Consider the following 24968-nt stretch of genomic DNA (forward strand, 5'->3'; position numbering starts at 1 on the left):
CTTGTCTATGGAATAAAATTCCATTTTAATAGATTGAATAAAATGGGTATATGATTTCTGGATAGTCAAACATATCATTGGAGGGTATTTACTAGAATATTATTCTGGAAGATCAGAAGGAGAAATTTTTAATTTATTTGATACTTATATCATACTAAGATTTCTAAAATTCTGAAAACGCTATCTTTTTTGGTTGATGTCTGTATTTTTTAGGTGTAACTAAAAAAAGAGACCACAGGCGTCTTTTAGACAGACTATGGTCTCTTGCTTAGTTTGATTATTTCTTTACTGGTTGACCTACTTCGAATGATAAGCTATCAATTCGAAGATCTGGAGCGTGGAACACGACATATACCGTATTAAGACCCTTCGGCAATTTCCCCTTCAGATCGACGGTTACATCTGTGTACCCCAGTTCATTCACAGTAACTCCTGCATTTTCAATTGTATAGGTGTTCTTTGCTGTTTTCGGGACTTCTATTTCGGCGAAAGGTTCGCTATTTACAGAGCCAGCATGCAGAGTAATTTTCCCACCTGCTATGTCCGTAGCAACGCTAGCCGTAACTTTCTTCGAACCTGTTAACACTACTTTTGGTAGGGCTACCCATGAACCATCTTGTTTTGAACGAACAGCATGATATTTACCAACAACTTTTTCGGCTTTTAAGCTTTCGGCTGTTCTCGCTTTTGAGACTTCATGATAGACAACCTCATTTGAAGCAAACGAGTGGTCGAACACATTAAAAGGTTTATTGGTTGGTAAAGCTGCAAAAGATTCCCCGTCAATTGAGACAGTACTTTCTGCTTTAATGTCCTCAGAAGAAGAACCAACCATCAATACATAGTTTCCTTCCTCTACAAGGAAATCTCCAGCATTTACATCCCAAATAGCTAGGTCCTTAGGATCAACCTTGAGCGTAACCTTCTTTGTTTCCCCAGCTTGCAACGAAACCTTTTCAAAAGCTACGAGTTGCTTTTGAGGGGCATATTCCCCATAAGTAGATTTTTTATTTTTGGCGTACAACTGAACAACCTCAGATGTATTAACTGTACCTTCATTTTTCACCTGTACCGCTACTTCAAAAGGCGATTGCTCAGAAGCCTTATTAGGCACTTCAAAATCACTATACGTAAAGCTACTATAAGATAATCCGTAACCAAATGGGTATGTGACAGGAGCCTTTGTGTACATATAAGTTAATTCTTGTTCTATTGGATCGGCATTCGTCATATCCAACGTGAATCTTGGATCTATATCATCCAATGTAATGCTTGTATTTCCTTCTGGAATGGAATACTTACTGATTTCTGGGAATGCAGACATATCTGCATACCATGTTGAAGAAAGGCGTCCAGTTGGTGCGTAGTCTCCATATAGCACTTGAGCTAGGGCATAGGAATCATACTGACCTCCATATGGTTGATAAACAATTGCTGAAACGTTCGGGTTATTTTGAATGGGCTCCATTCCGACTGGGAAGCTCGATTTTACAACAACAACCGTCTTTTTCCCTTCTGCAGCAAAAGCTGCCGATACCTTTTCAACCAACTCGTAATCTGCATCTCCCATATTTAAGTCAGAGCGATCATTTCCTTCTCCCGCACTATGGCGTGGTATAGCTCCAACAAATACAACGGCATAATCATCCGTTTTTGCTCGTTTTACAGCTTCCGCTCCTACTTCTTTGACAACGGTTTGTTCAAATTTCACATCATCATTTCGATTCAGTACATTTTCAGCATTTCCAATCGTGGATGACGCTGTTTTCAATTTTCCATCGGCACCGGTTGCAATTACTCGACCATTTGAATAATACCAGTTTGTGAAATCCCCTGAGAATCCTGTTCTGTATCCACTTGCGACAAGGGAAACGGTTTGATCGGCATTTTCTTCTACTCGAATAGTTGGAGGAATCGCACTTGTATTCCCTAACATCTGAGCTAGATCCCAGTCATTATTAGTTAAGTTTAATGGTGTTGCATTGGTGTTTTCAACTGATGCATTCCCTGTTGTTGGAGAAGTCATCCATTTTCCGTTCAGCACGGACCGTAAGCTATACCCCTTTTGACCCCAATCAAATACTTCAAATAGATGAGCAGGGTTATTTACATCTAACGGTTGGGCTGTTGTAACAAGCTGAGAACCCTTTGATACATCTGCTGCATTTTCATCAGCTGTAACGGTCTGACCATTTAGTTTTGATTTTAATGAAACTACTTCAACGGCAGGATCATACGAAACATTATTTGCCCCATTGGCTTTGATAATTGCCAATAGTGGAGAGATCCCAGAGTTATCAATAGTTGGCGTTGTTCTTGCAGAGTATGTGGTCTTAAATCTTGAATCAGCATAAACTCCAGAAACTGCAGCCTTTTTGTTTTTCTCGAGTGGCAGGGCTCCATCGTTCTTTAGAAGAACAATACTTTCTTGCGCAGCCCGTAAAGCTACCTCCTGATGTTCAGGATCACTATATGTAGCAAGCTCCTCCCTTACATCCTTCGCCTCTTCAGCAAACGGATAGTTCTTTGGAATTCCGTTTTCATCTACTTCATTAAAGATACCTACTCGAACCATTTGATTCACATGTGGACGAGCCGCATCTATTAAATCCTCTTTTGTTACCCCGTACTTTCCTTCTTCAACTGCGTCAACTACAGCTGCTACATCGTTTAATGCATTTTGAGGGTTTGGTCCAGGACGACCAGCATTTGCATCAGCTAATATCATTAAGATGGTTGCAGTTGTTCGATCGGTCGCATATTGCGTATCATACCCATTTCCTTGCGCATTTGCTCCAAAAACATGAGCATCTCCATTAAAGTCAGGAGAGCTGTATACACCGTACTTAGAATGATTATTAGCGTGAATTTGATAAGGTGAAAGGATATTCGGAATTCCATTCGTACGTCCAAATGAAGTCATGACCCCAGCTACTGAACCTGAGCTTAATGCTTTCAATGGACTTTTCGTCTGATATTCAAAAATAGATCTTGCACCGGCACTGTTATTTGCTGTTTGACGGAACCACTGTGCATTATATACAGAGTAATGCTTCGTACCAACAGCTGCACGCATCCAAAATCCATCTTCACTTTTTTCTTGATCCGTGCCACTAAGACCGGCTGCCATATTATCAATCATCGTACCAGCCATATGAACATCCTCGGAAAACCCCTCGTCAAATCGACCGCTTAACGGATTAATTCGCATATCGCTTACAACCGTAAATGCAACCGTTGGAGAAGGATCTGCTCCGCCATGAATATTTGACTCCCCTTGCTTCACTTTTAATGTACTAATTTTCTCACTTCCTACTACTTTCCCAATATCCGTAAGAAGTTCTTTATTCCAGGTTTGCCCCATTCCTACTAGCGCAGGGAAATCCGTTGAAATCCCTTGAACATTGTCAGCTGCTGAAAGAGCACCAGGAATCACCTTCCCTTTATTGGGACCACGCTGTAAGGTGTAATGGTTTCTCGAACCAGTTGCATATACAGCTGGTCCTTCTAGACCTGTGTACTCAAAATAAGCATCCACATACTCATCAAGATGGTCAGGCACACCATCAAATAACGGCATACCATCAAATACCCCACCAACTTGATTTTTAAATACGATGTTCTCTTCGGCTTGTTTTTCTGGAGCTTTGAATCCAACCATACTTGCAGTTAGCGAAGTAATAAGCAATACGGACAGTGATTTTCTCCCTATTGTAGAAAGGCGGGATTTCTTCAACTACAGCACTTCCTCTCGGATATATTATTAAGCGCTTTCATTAATGGAGGGACCGGTCTCCTATAAAACTATTTTAATCCCTATCTATTGTTTATCGATAGTGTGCTATTTTTTCGATTGTGTACACATTTTTAAGACAGAGGATAAACTCGGGTAAAAGTGAATTCATTTTAGTTATCATTACTCATAGGATTTTCCTAATTTTTACTAGGGAAAATGAACAGTATACTATAAGTAGTCAGTAGAGATGTTTTACAGATTGAGGTGATTGAATTGGTGTTAAGAATGGTTTTTATTATTACCTTAGGGTTTCAAACCGTCATTAATATGACGAGACCGGTCATTACGTTATATGCCTCAGAGCTCGGGGCTTCACCCTTTGAAATAGGTATCCTTACAGCAGCCTTTGCCTTGTTCCCTCTAATATTTGCGATTCAAGCCGGTAAATTGGCAGATAAACTTGGAGATCGTATTCCTGTTCTAATTGGGTTATTTTCAATTATCGTTGGCATGGCTGTTCCATTGTTTTTCCCAAGCATGTGGGCCTTGTTTATCAGCCAGTTTTTTGTAGGGATTGGAAGTGTATTTATTCCTGTTTCCTTACAGAATGTTCTAGGGAACAGTGCAACGAGAGAGAATCGTGACCACTACTTCAGTATGTTAGGCATGGCGGTAGCAACAGGTGCATTAATCGGGCCCATCATCGGAGGATATGTTACAGAGCATATTTCGTATTCTTTTGCTTTTTTACTATCCATTCTAATTGGGATACTCCCTGTTGTTTTTACCTTTTTCCTCCCTGTAATCAAAAGACAAGCTTCCACAAATAACAATGGAATGCTATCTTCTATTAGACTATTACAAAATCCATTATTACAAAAAGCATTATTTTCAAGTGCCTTAGTATTGTACTCAAGAGATATTTTTGTTGCCTATTTCCCTTTATACGCAAAAAGCTTCCAACTGTCTGACTCCACGATAGGAATTATTATAGCTGTTCAAGGATTAGCGATGATTGTTGTACGCGTTTTTCTACCGAGATTAGTAGAACTATTGGGTAGGGATAGGGTACTACTTATCTCCATCATTATAGCCGGAACCTCCTTTCTGCTTATGCCATTCTCAGAGAATGTGCTCTTTATGGGCGTTTTGAGCTCCCTGATGGGATTGGGATTGGGTTGTGGTCAACCTCTTTCTATGACGACGACGTACAATGCATCTCCAAAAACAAGGACCGGAGAAGTTCTTGGGCTACGTCTAACAACCAACCGATTGTCACAGCTGATTGCGCCTTTATTCTTTGGAGTGATTGGTGCCTCAGCTGGAATGATGTCTGTGTTTTTGGTAAGTGGGGTTTTCTTGGTTTCGGGAACGTTTTTGATTCGACCAGAGAAGGTGAATAGTTCGGATAATTATACTTAAATTGGAGTTCTATTGACCTTTCGCAAACTTATCTACACCAACTAACATACCCAAAGAGCGTTAAACTAAGTTTGCTAGGGTTTTTAAGCCTCAAGTGATCTTCATTTGCTCGATGAACTTCATTTTCTCCAGCTTTTAAGCTTCAAATGATCTTCATTTGCTCGATGAACTTCATTTGCTACCGCTTTTCTGCTTCAAATAATCTTCATTTGCTCGATGAACTTCGTTACATCCGGGATTTTCCCCGTTAATATAAAAAAGCAGACAGTAGTTGTCTGCTTTTCGTAAATCTATCATTATTCAAAACGAACCTGAACTTTAGCTAACATTCCATCTAATTCATCCAATACTTCTCTAGGTACAGGTAAAAACGGTTTGTTTGCCACTTCTCTCAAGGATAAGTGTCCGACTTTTCCTATCATATCCTCAGGTAACATAGAAATCTGTGGTACCTTTGCCACTAGAATACTTTTTGCCTCTTCATTGGAAAGTAATTCGGATAAGGCAAATTCAGTGCTGTAGCTTTCGATATAAGCATTCGTTGGAGTATAGCTAACTTCCCATACTCCGCTTTCCAACTCTACCTGTACATTCTCATGCATTTGTTGTGCGGATAATCCAGACTCTTCTAACAGTTGACCATTAATCAATACCGTTTGTAATGCTGCATCTGGCAATACAAGTGTAGCAGTTGCATTAAATGGAATTGTGAATGCAAAGTGTAGATTTCCTTCCTCATCAATGGACCATTGGCTCTCATACAAACCAGCCGCCGACTGAAAACTAGCCTTTACATGATTGATTCTGCTGTTTGGCTGAGGAGTTAAATTAATATGACGGAATCCTGGTTGATCTTCTACTGGATTAATTCCCGCCATAGTTCTATACATCCATTCCACAATTGAACCGTAAGCATAGTGATTTAAGGAATTCATATCGGTACCACTTATTTTTCCATCTGGCAGTACAGAATTCCAGCGCTCCCAGATGGTTGTTGCCCCCATTGTTACTGCATATAACCAGCTTGGATAATCTTTATTTAGTAACAATGTGTAAGCTACGTCATTGCTTTCGTTTTCTGATAAGACTCTGCAAAGATACGGAGTTCCCACAAAGCCTGTCTTTAAATGATTACCATCATTCTTTAACTTGGCACGCAAATCATTAGCGATTCTTTCGGTAAATTCTTCAGGAACTAACTCCATAAATAAAGCAACAATTAATGCCGTTTGCGTATTTAATGCGAGTCGGCCATTTTTTGTGAAGTACTCGTCCTGGATCGCTGTTCTTACCTCATTTGATAGTTTTTCATACTCTTCTGAGACATCCCCCATGCCTAACACTTTGGCTGCCTTTGCCACAATCCCTGCAGAATAGCAGTAATAAGCGGATGAAATAAAGTTTACTTCCGTTCCACCAGTCGGAAAATTAGGGTTCTCCCCATCTAATGCTAACCAATCACCGAAATGGAAGCCTGTCGTCCAAAGCCTCTTTGAACCGGATTCGTCATCTGCTCTTTTTATATAATCAACCCAAGCCTTCATGCTATCGAATTGCTGTCCTAATATCGCTTTATCTCCATAATGCAAATATACATTCCAAGGAATAATGGTAGCTGCATCCCCCCATGCACTTGAACCGCCACCATTAATATTTGTAGCTGGCACCACCATTGGGACCATACCAGCTTTATCCTCTTGTTCCTTCCAAAGATCATATCCATATTTACTAAAAAAAGCATACGAATCCATATTAAAACAGGCCGTTCCTGAAAAGACTTGTGCGTCTCCCGTCCAACCCATCCGTTCATCTCTCTGCGGGCAATCGGTCGGTACATCTAAAAAGTTCCCTTTTTGTCCCCATAATGCATTCAAAAATAGTCGGTTCACCAAAGGATTACTCGTTTCAATATGTCCCGTTTGGTCCATATCTGAGTACAATACACATCCTGTGAAATCATCAGGATTCAATTCACCCTGCCATCCAGATACTTTTACATATCTGAAACCGTAGAAAGTGAAGTGTGGTCTTACAAGCGTTTCTTCTCCATTGGATATATACGTAAACTTCGCCTGAGCTGTACGTAAATTCTCACGATAGAAATTACCTTCCTGAAGAAGCTCGCCATACTCTAATGTAATTTCCGCACCCTTAGGAGTACGATTTTTAAATTGGATCCACCCCACCATGTTTTGACCCATATCTAACACGGTCTCACCCGCAGGTGTATATAGGACCTCTATCGGTTGTAAGGTTTCTTTAATTACAACAGGTAAACTCAATCTTGCTTTTAATTGATCAAACCCTAAATCGATTTCTTGGACGTTATAGGCTGTACGATCATTAAAGGTTGCATCATACACCTCACCATCATAAATGCTACTTTCTAGAATATTACTTTTTCTCGCTGTCCAAGTAGTATCTGTGGTAATGAGTTGATTGGTTCCATCCTTAAAAGTAACTACGATTTCACATAGAAGTGCAAACTTATCTCCATAAATTTCAGAGGTACCTCCGTCAAAACCAAATCTTCCTTTATAAAGGCCATTTCCTAGCATTACTTCTACCATGTTTTGTCCATTTTTCACATGTTCTGAAATGTCATAGGTTTGGTACTGTAGCCATTTATGATAAGCATTGAAGTGCGGTGTTAAATATTCGTTCCCGACCTTGTCACCGTTGATTTCAATTTCATATAAACCTAACCCGCAAACATAAGCTCGAGCAGATTCAATCTCTTTTTCAATTTTAAAATCCTTCATTAATACAGGCTCGATACTTTTATCTAGTTCTGGTGTAATCCAGCTAGCCTCCCATTGCTCCTCGCCCTTTGCTGTCTCAAACCAAGCGGGATCACTAGTTGCCACATCCCCATTATCTGCCCATACGGTCACTTGCCAGAAATAGCGTGTATACGGTTTTAGTTCGATTGGCAGTTCAAAAGCTAGACTGTCTATGTCTTGACTTTTTCCACTATTGAAAACGATATCAGTAAAATGAATATCTAAAGCCACCTGGATTTGTGCAGCTGTTTGCTTTTTTGCTTCTGTTTCACAGGTGATAAAAGACAGTCTTGGTTTTCCTAGATCAAATCCCAAAGGGTTTGTTATACGATTGGTTTTCAAATTTATTATCTTCATGATTAGAGTCTCCTTTTAACTAGTACTCTTTCTATTTATAGTCTAGTATCCCATTTTCCACAATACGCATCTACTGGACTTGTACCTTTAAATTCTGATCTTCCAGTTATTTTATCAATCACTGACTGAACGACAAACTCATTTGACGAATAGGCATTAATATATGTTTTTATCATTGGTACATCCTGAAGGTGATAAGGGTTGGCTACCGATATAAACATTGTCGGAATTTCGTTCACAAACCAAGGAGCATTTACATTTAAAGGCTGCATCCAATCAATTCTGACAGTTGTTTGATTACTTGCCGTTTCTAGATTCGCTACATATAAAACAAGGTCATATTTTTCTTTTAGAGCATGAACACTCATGAGTAACTCTTTAAAGTTCACCTTACTATTATCGAAGAGATCGACTTCAAATCCTTCTTTTTGAAGGGCTTCTAAAAATGAATCGGTTACAGAAGCTCCTTCTTTCAAGCCACCACTATGGTCACCTAAAATATTTAGTCTGATCCGTTTATATTTATTAGGGCTGATCGGTAGTAATTTTTGTGTGTCCTTTACTAACGTGACGGATTGATCTGCACACTCACTTGCCCATTTCTTATGTTCATCGCTCTGTAAAACGGATAATGCCTCTTGACCAGGTACAATTGTTCCGTCTATTTTTTGATTGTGTAATCCGATAGACAACTTTAAAGCTAATATTCTCGTTACTGCTTCATCTACCCTTTCCACTGAAAGAATACCTGTTTCAATCCCCTTCATCATAAACTCATAATCTTCTCTAATATCGCGATTAAAAAGGAACATATCACAGCCAGATGCAATTGCTTTTGGAACAGCAATTTCTCTCTTCTCCGAAACGGTAAAACCAAGCATTGGCGTCGCGTCTGTAATGATGAGTCCATTAAAGCCTAGTTGGTTCCTTAATAAATCATTTAACAGTTCTGGAGCTAACGTGGCTGGCATAATTTCTTCGTCTTGAATGCTAGGAACGAGTTTTCTAGAATAATGTGGTAGTTTGATATGGCCGATCATAATCGATTTTGCATTAGCCTCAATCATTTCTTTATAAACCATGCCAAAGGTTTGGTCCCACTCTTCTGGTGATAATGAGTTCACTGAAGATAATAGATGGTGATCACGGTCATCTACTCCGTCTCCTGGAAAATGCTTAACAGCTGCTGCTACACCACTTTCGCTTAAGCCTTCCATATAGGCTTTCCCCATCTTTGCCACTCGTTCAGGATTCGAACCAAATGTTCTAACATTTGTGATTGGGTTTTGATAGTTCATATCAATGTCAACGACAGGCGCAAATGCCCAATTACACCCTACCGCTCTTCCTTCACGGCCAGCTACCACTCCTAACTTACGGGCCATATCTTCGTTGTCCGTAGCAGCCACCTGTAACTGCTTCCCAAAATATGTTCCATCCGTGGCGATTCCGTTTCCACCAGCTTCTAAATTAGCAGATATTAATAGAGGGACAGGTGAAAGACTCTGTAATAGTCGGTGAGTTTCCTGTATTTTAGCTCCTTCGTTAGGACGATACATAATGCCGCCTGGTTTAAATTCTTCTATAAATCTAGTTAACTCTTCTTCATTGTCGGAGCTACCAATTGGACAGAATAGTTGGCCAACCTTCTCACGTAAACTCATTGAATGGAGTGTTACTTCAATCCATTGGATATCTTTATCTGATAAAAAAAACGGTTTGGTTTTTAAATGAGCGTACTTACTTTCCACTTGAATCATCGTGAACTCTCCTTTATCTCAAATAATTGTTCAATATTGAGCTTAGTTAAATCCTCAACACCAATATGCGTGTTCTGATAGGTAGAAGCTGCACCAACTCCAACTGCTACCATACCTCCAGCAATCGCAGCCTCAATTCCAGCTTCCGCATCCTCCATGACGATACATTCTTCTGGACGAACACCAAGCTTTTGGGCTGCTAGTAAGAATACCTCTGGATCTGGCTTACTATTTTTAATGCCATTTCCGTCTGCAATCGCATCAAAGCTTGAAGCCATTCCGATTTTTTCTAAAATAAACGGTGTATTTTTACTTGAGGAACCGATGGCTATTTTAATACCTCTTCCTTTTAGGTTCAGAATAAGTTCCCTTACACCAGGCAAAATATCTTTTTCAGATAGATGGTTTAAGAGTTCGCGATAGATCTCGTTCTTCTTCTCAGCCAGAAGAAGTTTTTCACTCTCGCTATAACTTTTAGTAGAATTACTGAGGATAATTTCAAGACTTTCCATTCGGCTGACCCCACGTAATTTTTCGTTTATCTCTCGGTTGAAAGGAATTCCTTCCTGTTCGCTAATGTGTTTCCATGCTTGGTAGTGATACTCATCTGTAGAGACAATCACTCCATCTAAATCAAAAATCACTGCTGACTTATTCATATATCCCATCCTTATCACTTATAGTAAGGTCGTTTCCACCATACTGTATTATTGAAAGCGTTTCATTATTTTTATGATATAAGAATTTACAGGATTACGCTTTCCCCTTTTTGACATTAAAGGGGCCGTTATTTGTTCTAAATGGAATTAACGTATATTGACCCGGAAAAAGTGAGGTTTTATCGTGTGGAGGAAAGCTTGGAGTAGTAGGATTTAATAAAACTTGAGGGGATGAAGGACTTTTTCCTCTTATTCTGCTCCCGTAACGTTCTTCATACGGGCTATGAAGGATGTTTCCCTTTCATTCTCCTTCTCTAACGTTCTTCATACGGCTTATGAAGGACACTTCTCTTTCATTCTAGTAAAGAAACGTTCTTCATTAAGGTTATGAAGAACGTTTCTGTTCAAATGCTATTTAAATTGTTTATTCAACCACCTAGCCGCTAGGTCAAACCACACCTTGCATTCTTCATTTAAATGCTCAGGATTATTTGCGGTTGTTTCATCACAAAGAGATAATCCATGTACTCCACTTTCAAAAACATGCAGTTCATATGGAACCTTCTTTTGCGCTAGTGCTGTTGCGAATCTTAAAGCATTTTCAGCATAGACGAGTGAATCATCTGCTGTGTGCCAAATAAAGGTTGGCGGTGTTTGAGAGGAAATGAAATTCACTGGGCTAACTTCGAAAAGCTGCTCTTCTGTAGGCGTGGCCGTTCCAAATACAGCCTTACTAGCAATATTCCAAAAGTCTTTAGCAAACTGATCTGCCTCTGTGTCCACCTTTTCCTTCATAAGCTGATAATCTACTAGAGGATATCCAAGAATAACAGCGCTAGGCTTAAACACATCACTTTCAACACTAAATTTTTCTTTTAATAGTGCACTATTCCATTGAACTCCCATACTAGCAGCTAAGTTCGCTCCGGCAGAGAATCCACAGACAGCAATCTTTTCAGGGTCCACTAACCATTTAGACGCATGTTCTTTAATTAGTAAAACCGCTTGTGCTAAATCATATAATGGCTGCGGGTAAGCAGACTGTTCATTCGGAGTCGGCAGATTATTAAAATCCTTTACCCACTCCTTAAAATATGTAGTATATCGTAACACAAAGGTATGATAGCCTTGAGATGCAAATCGTAAAGCAACCGGTTCTGCCTCACGGTCCGATGTTCCTAAATATCCACCCCCAGGACAGATAATAATTGCTGGTCGCGTTTGGTCCGTTTGAAATTCCAATGAATTTTCAAGAATATAAGTCTGTAAATACACATGATCACAATTATCCCAAAGACTCATTTTTTCGATTAACATAACCACTCTTCCTCCTTATTTAACAGAATAATGGGCCCGATCTAAAAACCGAACCCATAACTATTTCTTTATAATTATCTTATTATCCTACCTTATTATGAGGAATTTCTTCTGAATCATCTTCTTTCCCTTTAATGGGAGCTCCCATTTCCGGAATGGGAATAACTGCTAATGCTGAAAGAACAGAGAATCCAGCGAGAAGTAGGAAGAATAATGTATATCCATCTCCACCAAACCAGGCGACACCTAGTGCAATGACGGCTGGTGCAGCAAAGTTAACTAATGCAGAAGATAGCTGAACGGTAACATTCATAATTGATAAGTCTTTTCCTGCATCCAGTTTTGAAGGAAGAATACGGTTAACTAGTGCATTATCAACAGCCGTGTACATCCCAAAACCAAAGTTGAAGATAAAGTTACCAACAATGACCCATTTGATATCTTTAGAGAAAGCAAATGCAACGAGACACAGACCCGTTATTAACGCTGCCCCCATAACAAAAGGTTTCTGCTTCTTCACCTTATCAGAAAGGAAGCCTCCAAGAATTCCTGCAACAACCATTAACATAATAGAAGGTGCCGTATAAGCCATTAATTTAAAGATATCTGCTTCGCCTAGATGGAATCTGGCTATATAGAACAAAGTTAATAGTGATAATCCAGCATTTGAAACGTTAATAAATAGTTTTGTTAACAATGCCCATGTGAATGTTGGGTGTTTCTTATAACTAGGATAGAAGTTTTGTACCCGCTTCCAAATTGGTGTATTCTTTGAGGCTTGTTCTGTACCAGCAAAGTAGTTATCTTTTACAAGTAATGCGGCTGCAATTCCCCCAATTAACTGAATAATAGCAATTGCTACCAATTTCTGTTGAACCGTTGAATCTGCAAACACACCCATAATCATTTGACCTGACATAACGAACGCAGGAGCCGCTGCACCAATCAGTCCAGATACACGACCAAACTTTTCAGGGTCTACTTGTTCAGGTACAATCGCAAAGCAAGACAGAGAAACCATTCCATAAAAGAATTGAACTAAGCAAAAGCCAACCACTAAAACCGGAATAGATGGGGCATATGTTAATAACAGCATGGATAATGCACCACCGATACTTCCTGCTATCATCCACGTTCTTCTTCTACCAAACTTCAAGCGAGTCTTATCTGCGATCACCCCTCCTAGAGGACCTAAAAATACAATCGCAAGACCACCGATCCCAGCAACCATCCCATAAACAGCGGTTACATTTTCCTCTCCAACAAGTCGAATGATATTAAACTGAATGAGACCAAAACCTAATAATACCAGAGGAGCAACTGCTGTACCTACTCCTAAAATAGCTGCAAAAACTAATCGAAATAGCGGTGTTTTATTCCATGTTACACTTTCCATTTGATTAACCTCCCTTTATTAACTACCTAAGCGCTTTCAAAAATCCTATAAAACTACTACATAACATAAGTGCAGAATGAACAATTTTTTCTTTTTATCCTGGAAACGCTTCCTATGTACTTCATTATAGGCATATGAAAACCTTTACACTATCCGATATTTGTGCAAAGAGAGACCGTAAATTGTCATTTCTACTCAGAAAGGACTTTTCTAACTGACTAGCTACAACAAAAAAAGGCAGGTATTTTATCCTGCCTAAAGCGTTCTTTGTGGGAAAATTTCTATTAATTGGACTTCGTGGGGCTGAAGAGTTTCTTCTAAGATCAATTCTCCATCCACTTTTACCTCTCTAATAAACTTATTAGGCACGGAAGAATGCATTAAGTAGTCCACTTCTTCCTTATCCATTTGAATAGGTGCTCCCATTTCAACCCATTGGTCATAGCTACTACCACTCTCGCGGTTAATTTTGTGTTGCTTAATTTTATAAAAACCTTTATCCAAACCAGTTACTTGAAGAGTCATTCGAAGATCATCTTTATCGAGAAATACTTTATAGCGATCGATTAGATTAATATTTGCATGCTGATTCATACAATATAATCTGTCGTAATGACAATAATGATAAAGAAGGATTTGATATCCTCTAGAATTTTTAGTAACAAAATATCCATCCCCTGAAGCTAGTAGCTCATCTCCTAGTTTTCCTAGAAACTCATACGCATAAAAGGCAGGCTTTCGAATACCATTGTTTGTCGTTAATCCAAGTCCACCATGATACGTTTCGAGAGCTACCCTTTGTTCCTCAATAAAGTCTGTCAACGTCCAGTAACCAAAGCTTTGAATTTCATCGATATTTTCCAGTAGATTCTTAACGACAAAAGCTGCTTTAAAGCTTGTATCATTTGTCAAATCCCGGTGAAATGCGGTTGAATTCCATTCCGTTAAATGAACCTCCACCTGTTCCATTTCTTTCTCAGCAAGAATGTCCTTTAGTCGTTTAAGCTTATGTTTCAAAAAGTCCTCGTCTCTTGAAATATAACCAAATTCAAAAGACTCCTCGTCTAACAATTTTCTTTTCTTATTGATATCCTTTTCTTCATGTGAGTAACAATGGAACGTAATAAAATCTGGCACACAATTCTCATTCCTACAAAAATCTAAAAACCCCTGTAACCAGTCACTATGAAGGGTATTGATACTAGGACCGCCGACTTTATAGGTAGGGTTGTGCTTTTTAATTGTGTCATATGTGCTTTTATATAGATAGCAATAATCTTCAAAGGTACCTCTCCAAAACACATCAAAATCGGGTTCATTCCATACCTCAAAAGGCCATTTCTGAACTTCTTCTATTCCATATTTATTCTCATAATGTAAAAGAAAGTTCGCTATCAGTGAATTCCACTTAGTCATATCCTTTGGTTTACTAATTATACTTTTTTTATAAAAAACAGTTTCCTCTGGGTTTTCAGCTAAATCCCTTGGCATAAATCCTAGCTCAACAAATGGTTTCACATCGATGCTTTTTAAGAAATCAAATAGTTGATCAGTATAGAAAAAGTTATAATCCGCCTCACCCATATCGTTTTCAGCGTATACCATCATTTCATCGTCAAATAGCCCATGAAAGCGAAGATACTGAAAGTTCATTGCTTTTTTTACTTCCTTTATTTGCTGTTGAACATTTGTATAAAGACCTTCTTTCGCTTTACCGATGGTCATTAGGTTTTTCCACGTATGATCAAGCTTTGATGCTTTTCCTTTCAAATTAATAGGAAACTTTTTCTTCATCACCGCTTTATTATTCACTTCTATTAACTGTCCCTCTTGTGGTAAATACGAAAACAACTTAGAAAAGGCTTGGTCCTTATCGATTTCAACATAGTTGGCAAGAGTAACTTTATTACTATCTGTTTTTCTTGGTTCCATTTCAACTGCACGTCGATATTCACTTGGTGTCTGGTGATAAAATTCCTTAAATGCCCTATTAAAGGCCTTAACACTAGCAAATCCATTATCAAGTGCGATTTGAGTTAAAGGAATATCTGTAAAAACGATATCTTTTACCGCGTGATCAAGTCGAATACTATCTACATACTTCGAAAAAGGCATACCAAGATGCTTCTGAATAAACTTAGATAGATAGTGAATAGACAGAAACTCGATCTGCGCAAGTTCGTTCAGTGTTATTTCTTGTTTAAAATTATCCTTTACATAAGAAGTGATTCGTAAAAGTCTATCAATATGCTTTTGGCTTGAGATTTTGTTTTCCTTTACGTTTTCGTCCCTGAAATTTTTCCTTAACAAGTAGATTAGTTGGAAATAAAGGGATTGGATTTGTAACTCATATCCTTCTCCCTCTTTATTAATCACCCACATCATTTGTGCAAGCAATGCACGAATTTCATTAAACTCCCCTTGATGGCTTTCATCGAATAAAAAAGACTTACAAGAGAAAACATAGGAATCTGCATCTTTTATATGATTCTTCAAATCAGGGATTGGAATTTGAAGTGCAAGTAATAAATTATCTTCCTGGTGCTGTATGGAGTGAATATCATTGGCATTGATAAGGAAAATATCCTTTTCATTTAAATCGTATCTTTTATCATTAACTGAAACGCTTACTTTCCCTTTTAATACAAAGATGATTTCAATGCTGTCATGCCAATGGTTCGTAACGTAATCAACACTGTGAAGAAAAATATGTATCGGTAAGTCCTTATTCATTTCAATAATTTCATATGTGAAGTTCATTGTATTCACCCGACTTTTAACCTATTTTTTCAAGTATACCTTTCTGTCGTTTAAAAGGGAATGTTGTCGTATGATCATTTTTCATAGAATCTGGGTTGAAATATTACTAGTAATACTAAAATATTCCATTTTAAAGCTTCTGAAAATTTCCATTTCGGTTGGTAAGATTGTGGTGAAAGCGTTACCAATTCATTTGCGTATTTATGGGGGGATAAGAATGTTAAAAAAAATGAAGAAGAGAAGACGACAATTAACTTCCATTGTTTTAGCAACAGGTATTGCTTTATCGGGTTTGAGCTTGCAAACAGGAGTATTCGCAGCAGAGCAAGGCGCAAAGACAGAACAAATAACCCAAAGTGAAGTACCCCAACTAGTAGACAAAGCCTCCATTGATGCTGTCATCGCAGCGATGACACTTGAGGAAAAAGCAAAACTCGTAGTTGGCGTAGGTATGCCCGGTTTAACAATTCCTAAACTACCGGTTCAAGGTGCAGTCGGAGGAACACCAGCCATTGAAAGATTAGGAATTCCCGCTATGTATTATGCGGATGGACCGGCTGGATTAAGAATTAGTCCAATACGTCCTGGAGAATCAAAAACGTATTATACCACTGCTTTTCCAATCGCAACTTCGCTCGCCTCCACTTGGGATACAAGTGTGGTTAATAAGGTTGGGCAAGCACAAGGGAATGAAGTGAAGGAATACGGTGTGGATGTATTGCTGGCACCCGCTCTAAACCTTCACCGTAATATATTAACCGGTAGAAACTTTGAATATTTTTCCGAGGATCCTTTGATCGCTGGTAAAATGACGGCTGCCTTAGTAAATGGTGTCCAATCTAATGGAGTAGGTGCGACCATCAAACACTTTGCAGCTAATAATCAGGAAACCAATCGTTTCACCATTGATACCATCGTTTCTGAAAGAGCTCTAAGAGAGTTGTATTTAAAAGGCTTTGAAATAGCAGTTAAGGAATCTCATCCGAAAGCGGTCATGAGTTCCTATAATTTGTTAAATGGTACTCCAGCATCACAGAACGAAGAATTGCTGACAACGGTTTTAAGAGGAGACTGGGGCTACGATGGCTATGTAATGACTGACTGGTTTGCTGGAACAGATCCAGTTGCCCAAATGAGAGCAGGAAATGACCAGATTATGCCTGGTTTCCCTCAAAGCTCAGAAAGAATAGCAAATGCCGTGAGAGACGGGAGCTTAGATGAGTCGTTATTGGATCGAAACGTGAAAAACATCTTAAACTTCGTCGTGGAATCTCCTAGCTTTAAAAACTATAACCATTCTGACAATCCAGACCTTCAAGCTCACGCCCAAGTGGCTCGTCAAGCTGCAGCAGATGGAATGGTCCTATTAAAGAATGCTTCAAATGCACTCCCACTTAAGAAAGAAAATAAAGTTGCTTTATTTGGTACCGCACAAATTGAGACAGTCAAAGGTGGTACGGGTAGTGGAGATGTAAACGCAGCGTATACCGTGTCTATTGTTGATGGATTAAAGCACGCAGGCTATTCCCTACATGAAGACCTTGTGAGTCAATATAGTAATTATATTGGTGAGTTAAGACAAATGGAAGAATACAAAATTAAACCAAGTCCATGGGGAGAGGACTTTGGAAAAGAAATACCAGTCATTCCGGAGATGGTATTAGATACGAACCAGATTGAAAAAGTACAGGATGAATCCGATATCGGAGTGATTGTTATTGGAAGAAATTCTGGTGAAGGCGTGGACCGTAAGAACGTAAAGGGTGATTACCTTCTAACAGATACGGAAAAAGCAATGATTCAAAACGTCTCAAAAGCCTACCATGCTGCTGGAAAGAAAGTGGCGGTTGTCCTTAATATTGGTGGACCTGTTGAAATAGCTAGTTGGAGAGATCAAGTGGATTCCATCCTTCTAGCATGGCAACCGGGACAGGAAGCGGGAGATGCTGTAGCCGATGTATTAAGTGGAGTGGTAAACCCTTCTGGAAAGCTAGCGACCACCTTCCCTGTGAAATATGAAGATGTGCCTTCTTCTGAAAACTTCCCTGGAACACCAGCAGAGAACCCTACTCAGGTTGTGTATGAAGAAGACATTTATGTTGGTTACCGGTACCATTCAACGTTCGATGTAAAGCCTGCCTATGAGTTTGGATATGGATTGTCTTATACAAACTTTGATTACAGTAATGTTCGAGTGAATCAGGGAGGTAAATTTAAAGATCAAATTACCGTATTTGCAAACATTAAAAATACGGGGGATGTTGTTGGAAAAGAAGCCGTCCAAGTGTATGTTTCTGCTCCTGACGGAAAACTCGAAAAGCCTGAAATCGAATTAAAAGCCTTTGGAAAAACCAAAGAACTAAAGCCAAACCAAAGCGAACTAGTAAAGTTTGATTTAAATGCCAAAGACCTTGCATCCTTTGACGAAGAAAAAAATCATTGGATTGTAGAAAAAGGTGTATATACGGTAAAGGTCGGAGCTTCCTCAGAGAATATTAAAGGGACAGCAACCTTCACAGTTGCAAAAGATATCATTGTAGAAGAAGTGAGCAATTCGCTAGAGCCAGAAGTAGAAATTGATAGACTAAGTAAAAATTAAGTGTAAACGCCAATATCAACTACTGATATTGGCTTTTTCAATGACTGTAACCCAAAAAGAGGTCTTTATATTGCTTAGGCGTAATGGACATATATTTCTTAAATTCCTTATAAAAATGAGATTTATCGAAAAAGCCTAAATCATCTACCGTTTCATCCTTAATATTCTTGCTAAAATCTAACAGTTCTTGAATAGTTTTTTGTAATCGAACAATTTGGCAAAATTCTTTTGGTGAAAAACCAATATATTGGTCAAATTTTTTACGGATATATCGGTCGGTATAACCTGTGATGGAAGACAATTGCCTTATATTCAATGACCCATAAGAGGAATAGATCTTATCTAAACAAAAATTTGTTAGATTTAAGTCATAATTCCCCTCATAGGTTATCGAAGTCAAAAAAGAAGTAAACCACATCATCCGATCATGTAAGGTTTTTTGTTCAGCTAGTTCTTCTATGATGGAAGGATGAAAGGTAAATGCATCAAATAAAGGGATTTGCTGATGTTGAATGAGTTCCTTTAAAGAGCATTGAAATTTCAAAGTGCCTTGTTCAGGATAAAGCCTCACACCAAAATAGTCTGCATCCTTTCTGAACTCATAAGTACATCTTTGAAGGGGACTAGTTGCAACGACCGCAAACGGTTTAGTGGAGTCAAAGCAAAAAAGTAGATCTATACAACCATCTGGAATAACCGGTAGAGATCCTGAGGACGTTTCTTTAATTCTAAATTGATAGAATAAAGACACGTTCTTTTGTAAAATTACTGGAGGTCTTTCTTCCTCATAATAATAACTATTTTTGATCATCTCCGGCTGCGTAGGGTTAAATAACCAAGTCATTTTCATCCTCCTTCATACAAACATTTTCACCATATACAAGTTGAGAATCATTATAACCCCTTTTACAACAACCTCCTCATATTATGTCAGGAGATATCACATTATTTGTCACTAAAAGATACATAGTTCCTTTTTTTACAATGATATAGTTCTGAATGTTTCGTATATTTAGAGCAACCAATCACAAGGAGGAACTACAAATGCAAAAAGTAATGAATAAGGTGAAGCATCCCTTAGAGCCTTTAACAGGAGAAGAAGTTTCAAAAGCTGTAGCCATTTTACGTAAAGAGAAGAACTTAAATGAACATGTAAGATTTGTTACTGTCGTATTGAATGAACCTGAGAAAGACTTTGTTCTAAATTTTCAAATGGGAGAGGAAATCGAAAGGGAAGCTTTTATTATCATCCTCGATAATAATTCAGAACAAACCTACGAGGTAGTTGTTTCAATTACAAACGAAACAGTTGTTACATGGGAACACATCCCAGGAGTCCAACCGGGAATTATGCTTGATGAATTTGAGGAGTGTGAAAAGGTAGTTAAAGATTGCCCAGAATTTCAAGCTGCTCTCCTAAAACGGGGAATCACAAACACGGATCTAGTTATGGTTGACCCTTGGTCGGCTGGGAACTTCGGTATAAAAGAGGATGAAGGGAAACGGCTAGCTAGAGCGATTTGTTGGGTAAGGAAATTCCCAACTGATAATGGATATGCTTACCCATTAACAGGAATAGTAGTTTATGTAGATTTGAATAAAATGGAGGTCCATAGGTTTGAGGACCATGGTATTCGGCCACTCCCTCCTACGGATGCAAACTATACTCCTGAAACATCCGATAGTATTACACTCCGAACAGATTTGAAACCATTAGAGATTATTCAACCTGAAGGTCCAAGCTTTGAAGTAGATGGCCATTATATTAAATGGCAAAAATGGCATTTACGCTTTGGATTTACTCCACGAGAAGGACTCGTTCTTTACACAGTAGGATATGAGGATAAAGGTACGATTCGTCCTATCTTATACCGTGCAGCTTTATCCGAAATGGTTGTACCTTATGCAGAGGGAAGCTTCGCCCATAACACGCAAAATGCTTTTGATGCAGGAGAATACGGAATGGGGCAGCTTGCCAACCCATTAACATTAGGATGTGACTGTTTAGGTGAAATAAGATATTTTGATGCAGTCATGACAGACAGTAGAGGAAATGTACGTACAATCCCTAATGCGATCTGTCTTCACGAGGAAGATTATGGAGTTGCTTGGAAACATACAGATTGGAGAACCGACCAAGTCGAAACGCGTCGTTCTCGCAGATTAGTTATTTCCTTTTTCTGTACAGTCGGAAATTATGACTATGGTTTTTACTGGAGCTTCTATCAAGACGGAACGATTGAAAGTGAAGTGAAGTTAACCGGGATGCTGAATACTGGTACATTTGATGAGACTGGCAAATCTAAATACGGTACGGAAATCGCTCCTCAATTAAATGCGGCTTATCACCAGCATTTCTTTAACTTCCGCCTTGATACCATGCTAGATGGGAAGAAAAACTCTGTCGTAGAAGTAAGCACCCTGCCTGAAACGAAAGGACCTCATAACCCAAATAACAATGCATTTTATATTGAGGCAAAAACATTCAAAACGGAACAGGAAGCTCAAAGAACAATGGATTTTGCATCACAACGTACGTGGAAGGTGATTAATCCGAATTCATTAAATGCGGTTGGTACGCCAGTTGGATATAAAATCATGCCTGGCGAAAACTGCTTGCCTTACGCTAGCCAGGACTCTAGTGTGATAAAACGGGCTGGATTCCTTAATAACCATCTTTATGTTACTAAGTACGATTCGAATGAAAAATATGCCACTGGAAACTACCCAAACCAACATAAAGGCGGAGATGGCCTTCCAAAATATGTATCAGCCAATCGAAATATTGAGAACGAAGACATCGTACTATGGTACACCATGGGACATCATCACATCACACGTCCGGAAGACTGGCCTGTCATGCCAACTGCTTATATTAACTTCCAGTTAAAACCAGTAGGGTTCTTTGATCGTAACCCTGCACTTGATTTACCACGCCCAAAGGCCAAAGGATCTACTTGTCATATGAACAATCAAACAAATTGTCACTAACAATACCTGGGTATTAAGGAGAAGACCTAACATTCTTCTCCTTAATAAATAAGGAGAGATACAAATGATTAATTGGATTAGTTTACTGATGGTCATTGCATATAGCATTTACTTTAGTACTAGTAGAAGTGTAAGAGAACATAACTCGAATTCCTCTTTAGCAAAGTGCATTCCGATGTTACTCGGTATGACTAGTAGTGTCACCATAGGCTTAATTATTGCCATCTGGATTCCTCACCTACTTGCCATCTCAACTATAGCTTCCATTATGCTATCTGCTATTATTGCTTTTTTGATAGGAAGAGTGTTTGGGATAAACGGAATCATAGAGGCGCAATCATCGAGTTTTATGGGGGCCATGATGGGAGCGATGTTAGGGGTTATGCTATCCACTGAAGAAGTAGTCACTATGGTCATTGCTGCTGACGTCATCTATCTAATAAGCTTACTCGCAATATTGTTGCTCTTAATGAATGGAAAAGAACAAAAGCCGCAAAAGAAGCTGAATTCAAAAGTTATTATCTACTCAACTGTATTTATATTAAGCTTAACATTTATTAGTACGATAGGAGTTTTACAATCTTTATCTAAAGCAGAAGTTGAAGATACCCCCAACGTTCATAACCATTCACACTAATAACTCCACATAATTTACTCGTCATAAAGTGTGAGAAGAATAAACAATACGAAGGAGGAATTGTCTTGGAGTTACAAGAAAGAAAGATTGCTCAAAATGATGATCTTACGTTGGTAGACAAATTTGGGTACACGCAAGAGCTTCAAGGGTCGATGAATGTACTGCAACTAACTGCTTTTGGTCTCAACTATATGCTACCATTAGCACCTGCAGTAATTTTTGGTGTTCTCCTTGCTACATCAGGCGGCACGGTCGCTCTACCATTTCTCCTTGCTGGTATTGCCATGCTATTAACCGCATTTAGTTATTCAACTATGGTTAAGAATTTCCCTTTAGCTGGTTCCGTTTACAGTTACGTAGGTCGTGGCTGGAACCCTCACTTTGGTTTTTTAGCAGGATGGGTCGTTACGTTAGATTATGTATTGATACCAACTATAACTTCTGTAAGTGCTGCGTATTTAGTTCAACAGTATTTTCCAACTATCCCCTTCTGGATTCTACTTGGTATATTCTCCGTTGGTATTGGTTTACTAAATCTTTTTGGTGTTGAACTAATGTCTAAGATGGGAATTTGGTTTTTAATTCTAGGGGAATTCGTCGTGTGGACCTGTATTCTCGTATGGGGAAAAGCGGTATATTCCGATGGTGTAGGGACTGGTACATTAATAAGTAGCTTACCTTTTCAGTTTGATAGCATGACGGGATTAGTCGCAGCTACTTCATTAGCTGTTCTAAGTTTTTTAGGTTTTGATGCCATTACAACATTAGCGGAAGAAACCCGTAATCCAAAAAAAGACATCCCTCGAGCCATATTTTTATGTATCGGAATTGGATTACTTACCATGGTAGTATGTAGCTATATTGCCATGCTTGCCATTCCAAATTGGAGAGATTATATTGCTGACGAAAATTGGATGAATACCGTCTTATTTCAGGTCTCCATATTAACAGGTGGGGATGCATTTGGTTTATTCTTCACTGCTGGTTTTTTAAGTTCTCTGGCTGTCTTTAATTTAGTTGCAACCGCTGCAGGTGCTAGGCTACTTTACGGAATGGGCCGCGATAATCTATTACCCAAAGGGATATTTGCCGCTATTAACAAACGATTTAATACCCCTCATTTTAATATCATTTTAATTGTTGCCATTGAATTCGTGCTTGGAATTACTGTCGATATTGGCATGATCTCTAATTTAGTGAACTACGGGGCGTTTTTTGGATTTGCTGCTTTAAATCTATCCGTTATATGGTTGTATTACATCAAGAAAAAAGGAGAAGCACCTCTACATCTACATGAGCAAGCAAATTGGAAACCATTTGGAATATACCACCTGCGATACATGGCTCTCCCTGCATTAGGTTTTGTAGTAATCGCTTATGTATGGAGCGGTATGGACAAATTAGCTTTCCTTTTAGGAACGGTTTGGCTAATTATCGGAATCGCATTTCTTTATTTTCGAACGAATGGTTTCAAAAAGCTACCACCACAGTTAGAGCACTAAATTCTTTAAAAACGTTAAAACCCTTCATCAAGGAGGGATTTTAACGTTTTTAATTATAGTGAACCAAACTTCGTTGTAGAGCGTGATGCCGCATTATTAGCAATGATTGTATATCTTTCTAATTGGGCTTTTGTTTTAGGCAAGCCATAATTATGAAATTCAACTAAGAGGGCTGCCAAGAACGCATCTCCTGCTCCTGTTGTATCTACCACCTTCACATCCATTGCAGGAACACTTACCACAATTTTTTCATGTAAAGCGACTGCTCCTTCTTTACCTCTCGTGATAAAAAGAAAAGGAATACCCAGTTTAGAAATAGCAAGGAATCCCTGGTCAAAATTTTCGGTTTTAGTTAGAAACAATAATTCATCCTCTGCCATTTTTACGATGTCTGCTTTTTTCACATAAGATAGTACGGTTTCTCTGCATTGCTCCTCACTTTCCCAACGTTTCAACCGGATGTTGGTGTCAAAAGCTACTTGCATATTCATCTCCCGAGCATATACAAGAGCTTGATCGGTTGTTTTTCTTGCTACCGGATGAAAAAGGGTACCTGATCCAAAGTAGAATATTTTACTTTTGGTGAACGGCTTTTTATCAAGTTCTTCTGTAGTAAGCCAGTCATTCGGTGTCTCATTCACATAAGAATGAAAATAACGGTCGCCTTGTTCATTTACATGAATATATACGGAACACATCTTTTTTGTTTCGCTAAAGGAACTAGATGATATATCTACATTCTCTTTTCTTAATTCTTCTACCACAAACTGGCTCCATTCCTCCTGACCTAGCTTACATAGATAATAAGATGGAATTCCTTGTCTTTTTATTCCCACGGCTACATTTACAGTAGCCCCTCCTAACAAATGCTGATAGGTTTTATTCGTTCGATCCGTGGCAATAAAATCAACAAATGCCTCCCCAAGTGAAATGACCCCTTGCTTTTTCAAACTAGTACTCCCCTTCTTCCATCATTTGTAGGCATCATATCATAATAAGAGAAAATGAAACAATGAGAAAAAATAGCCTGTAGGGTAATCCTACAGGGC

General features: G+C 38.7%; 14 protein-coding genes. 5 read left to right on the forward strand and 9 right to left on the reverse strand.

The annotated features are described in order from the left end of the window. Positions 1-277 precede the first annotated feature (277 nt). The gene (locus BKO01S_RS16860) at positions 278-3736 is read right to left on the reverse strand and encodes a glycoside hydrolase family 3 C-terminal domain-containing protein (protein ID WP_066056751.1); all 3459 of its coding nucleotides are present in this window, start codon (positions 3734-3736) and stop codon (positions 278-280) included. Between the two features lie 285 nt (positions 3737-4021). On the opposite strand from BKO01S_RS16860, the gene BKO01S_RS16865 reads away from it, so the two are divergent. Continuing rightward, entirely contained in the window at positions 4022-5158 is a 1137-nt protein-coding gene (locus BKO01S_RS16865; protein ID WP_084362127.1) for an MFS transporter, read from the forward strand. A 296-nt stretch (positions 5159-5454) separates the two neighbouring features. Here BKO01S_RS16865 and BKO01S_RS16870 read toward each other — a convergent pair whose 3' ends face one another. The 6 genes from BKO01S_RS16870 to BKO01S_RS16895 all read right to left on the reverse strand — a co-directional run bounded on the left by BKO01S_RS16870 (position 5455) and on the right by BKO01S_RS16895 (position 16190). Continuing rightward, positions 5455-8298 carry an alpha-L-rhamnosidase gene (locus BKO01S_RS16870; protein WP_066056754.1) on the reverse strand — a complete coding sequence of 948 codons (2844 nt, stop codon included), beginning with the start codon at positions 8296-8298 and terminating at the stop codon, positions 5455-5457. 35 nt (positions 8299-8333) lie between these two features. Beyond that, complete coding sequence (locus BKO01S_RS16875; RefSeq protein ID WP_066056756.1) at positions 8334-10058, reverse strand: glycoside hydrolase family 3 protein; 1725 nt, start codon at positions 10056-10058, stop codon at positions 8334-8336. Further along, the gene (pgmB, locus tag BKO01S_RS16880) at positions 10055-10717 is read right to left on the reverse strand and encodes a beta-phosphoglucomutase (RefSeq protein WP_066056758.1); all 663 of its coding nucleotides are present in this window, start codon (positions 10715-10717) and stop codon (positions 10055-10057) included. Before pgmB ends, BKO01S_RS16875 begins: the two co-directional genes overlap by 4 nt. A gap of 411 nt (positions 10718-11128) precedes the next feature. Next, positions 11129-12034: an alpha/beta hydrolase gene (locus BKO01S_RS16885; RefSeq protein WP_066056760.1), complete on the reverse strand. Its 906-nt coding sequence runs from the start codon at positions 12032-12034 to the stop codon at positions 11129-11131. A gap of 82 nt (positions 12035-12116) precedes the next feature. Continuing rightward, positions 12117-13430 carry an MFS transporter gene (locus BKO01S_RS16890; protein ID WP_066056761.1) on the reverse strand — a complete coding sequence of 438 codons (1314 nt, stop codon included), beginning with the start codon at positions 13428-13430 and terminating at the stop codon, positions 12117-12119. A gap of 255 nt (positions 13431-13685) precedes the next feature. Beyond that, positions 13686-16190, reverse strand: a complete 2505-nt coding sequence (locus tag BKO01S_RS16895; RefSeq protein ID WP_066056763.1) for a GH39 family glycosyl hydrolase — start codon at positions 16188-16190, stop codon at positions 13686-13688. A 217-nt stretch (positions 16191-16407) separates the two neighbouring features. On the opposite strand from BKO01S_RS16895, the gene BKO01S_RS16900 reads away from it, so the two are divergent. Beyond that, positions 16408-18789, forward strand: coding sequence for a beta-glucosidase (locus tag BKO01S_RS16900; protein ID WP_232311266.1), 2382 nt, complete (start codon positions 16408-16410; stop codon positions 18787-18789). Positions 18790-18826: 37 nt separating this feature from the next. On the opposite strand, the gene BKO01S_RS16905 is transcribed toward BKO01S_RS16900, so the two are convergent. Then, a complete protein-coding gene (locus BKO01S_RS16905) occupies positions 18827-19633 on the reverse strand; it encodes a helix-turn-helix domain-containing protein (protein WP_066056765.1) in 807 nt (268 codons plus the stop codon). A 200-nt stretch (positions 19634-19833) separates the two neighbouring features. On the opposite strand from BKO01S_RS16905, the gene BKO01S_RS16910 reads away from it, so the two are divergent. From BKO01S_RS16910 to BKO01S_RS16920, 3 genes are all read left to right on the forward strand, one after another. Next, positions 19834-21780, forward strand: coding sequence for a primary-amine oxidase (locus BKO01S_RS16910; protein WP_066056767.1), 1947 nt, complete (start codon positions 19834-19836; stop codon positions 21778-21780). A 64-nt stretch (positions 21781-21844) separates the two neighbouring features. Further along, positions 21845-22417, forward strand: a complete 573-nt coding sequence (locus BKO01S_RS16915; protein ID WP_066056769.1) for a hypothetical protein — start codon at positions 21845-21847, stop codon at positions 22415-22417. Between the two features lie 65 nt (positions 22418-22482). After that, positions 22483-23919 carry an APC family permease gene (locus BKO01S_RS16920; protein WP_066056771.1) on the forward strand — a complete coding sequence of 479 codons (1437 nt, stop codon included), beginning with the start codon at positions 22483-22485 and terminating at the stop codon, positions 23917-23919. Positions 23920-23972: 53 nt separating this feature from the next. On the opposite strand, the gene BKO01S_RS16925 is transcribed toward BKO01S_RS16920, so the two are convergent. Next, complete coding sequence (locus BKO01S_RS16925) at positions 23973-24869, reverse strand: carbohydrate kinase family protein (protein ID WP_066056773.1); 897 nt, start codon at positions 24867-24869, stop codon at positions 23973-23975. Positions 24870-24968: the final 99 nt, after the last annotated feature.

This window comes from Robertmurraya korlensis NBRC 107688 (genome assembly GCF_001591645.1).
Classification (GTDB): Bacteria; Bacillota; Bacilli; order Bacillales; family Cytobacillaceae; genus Robertmurraya_A.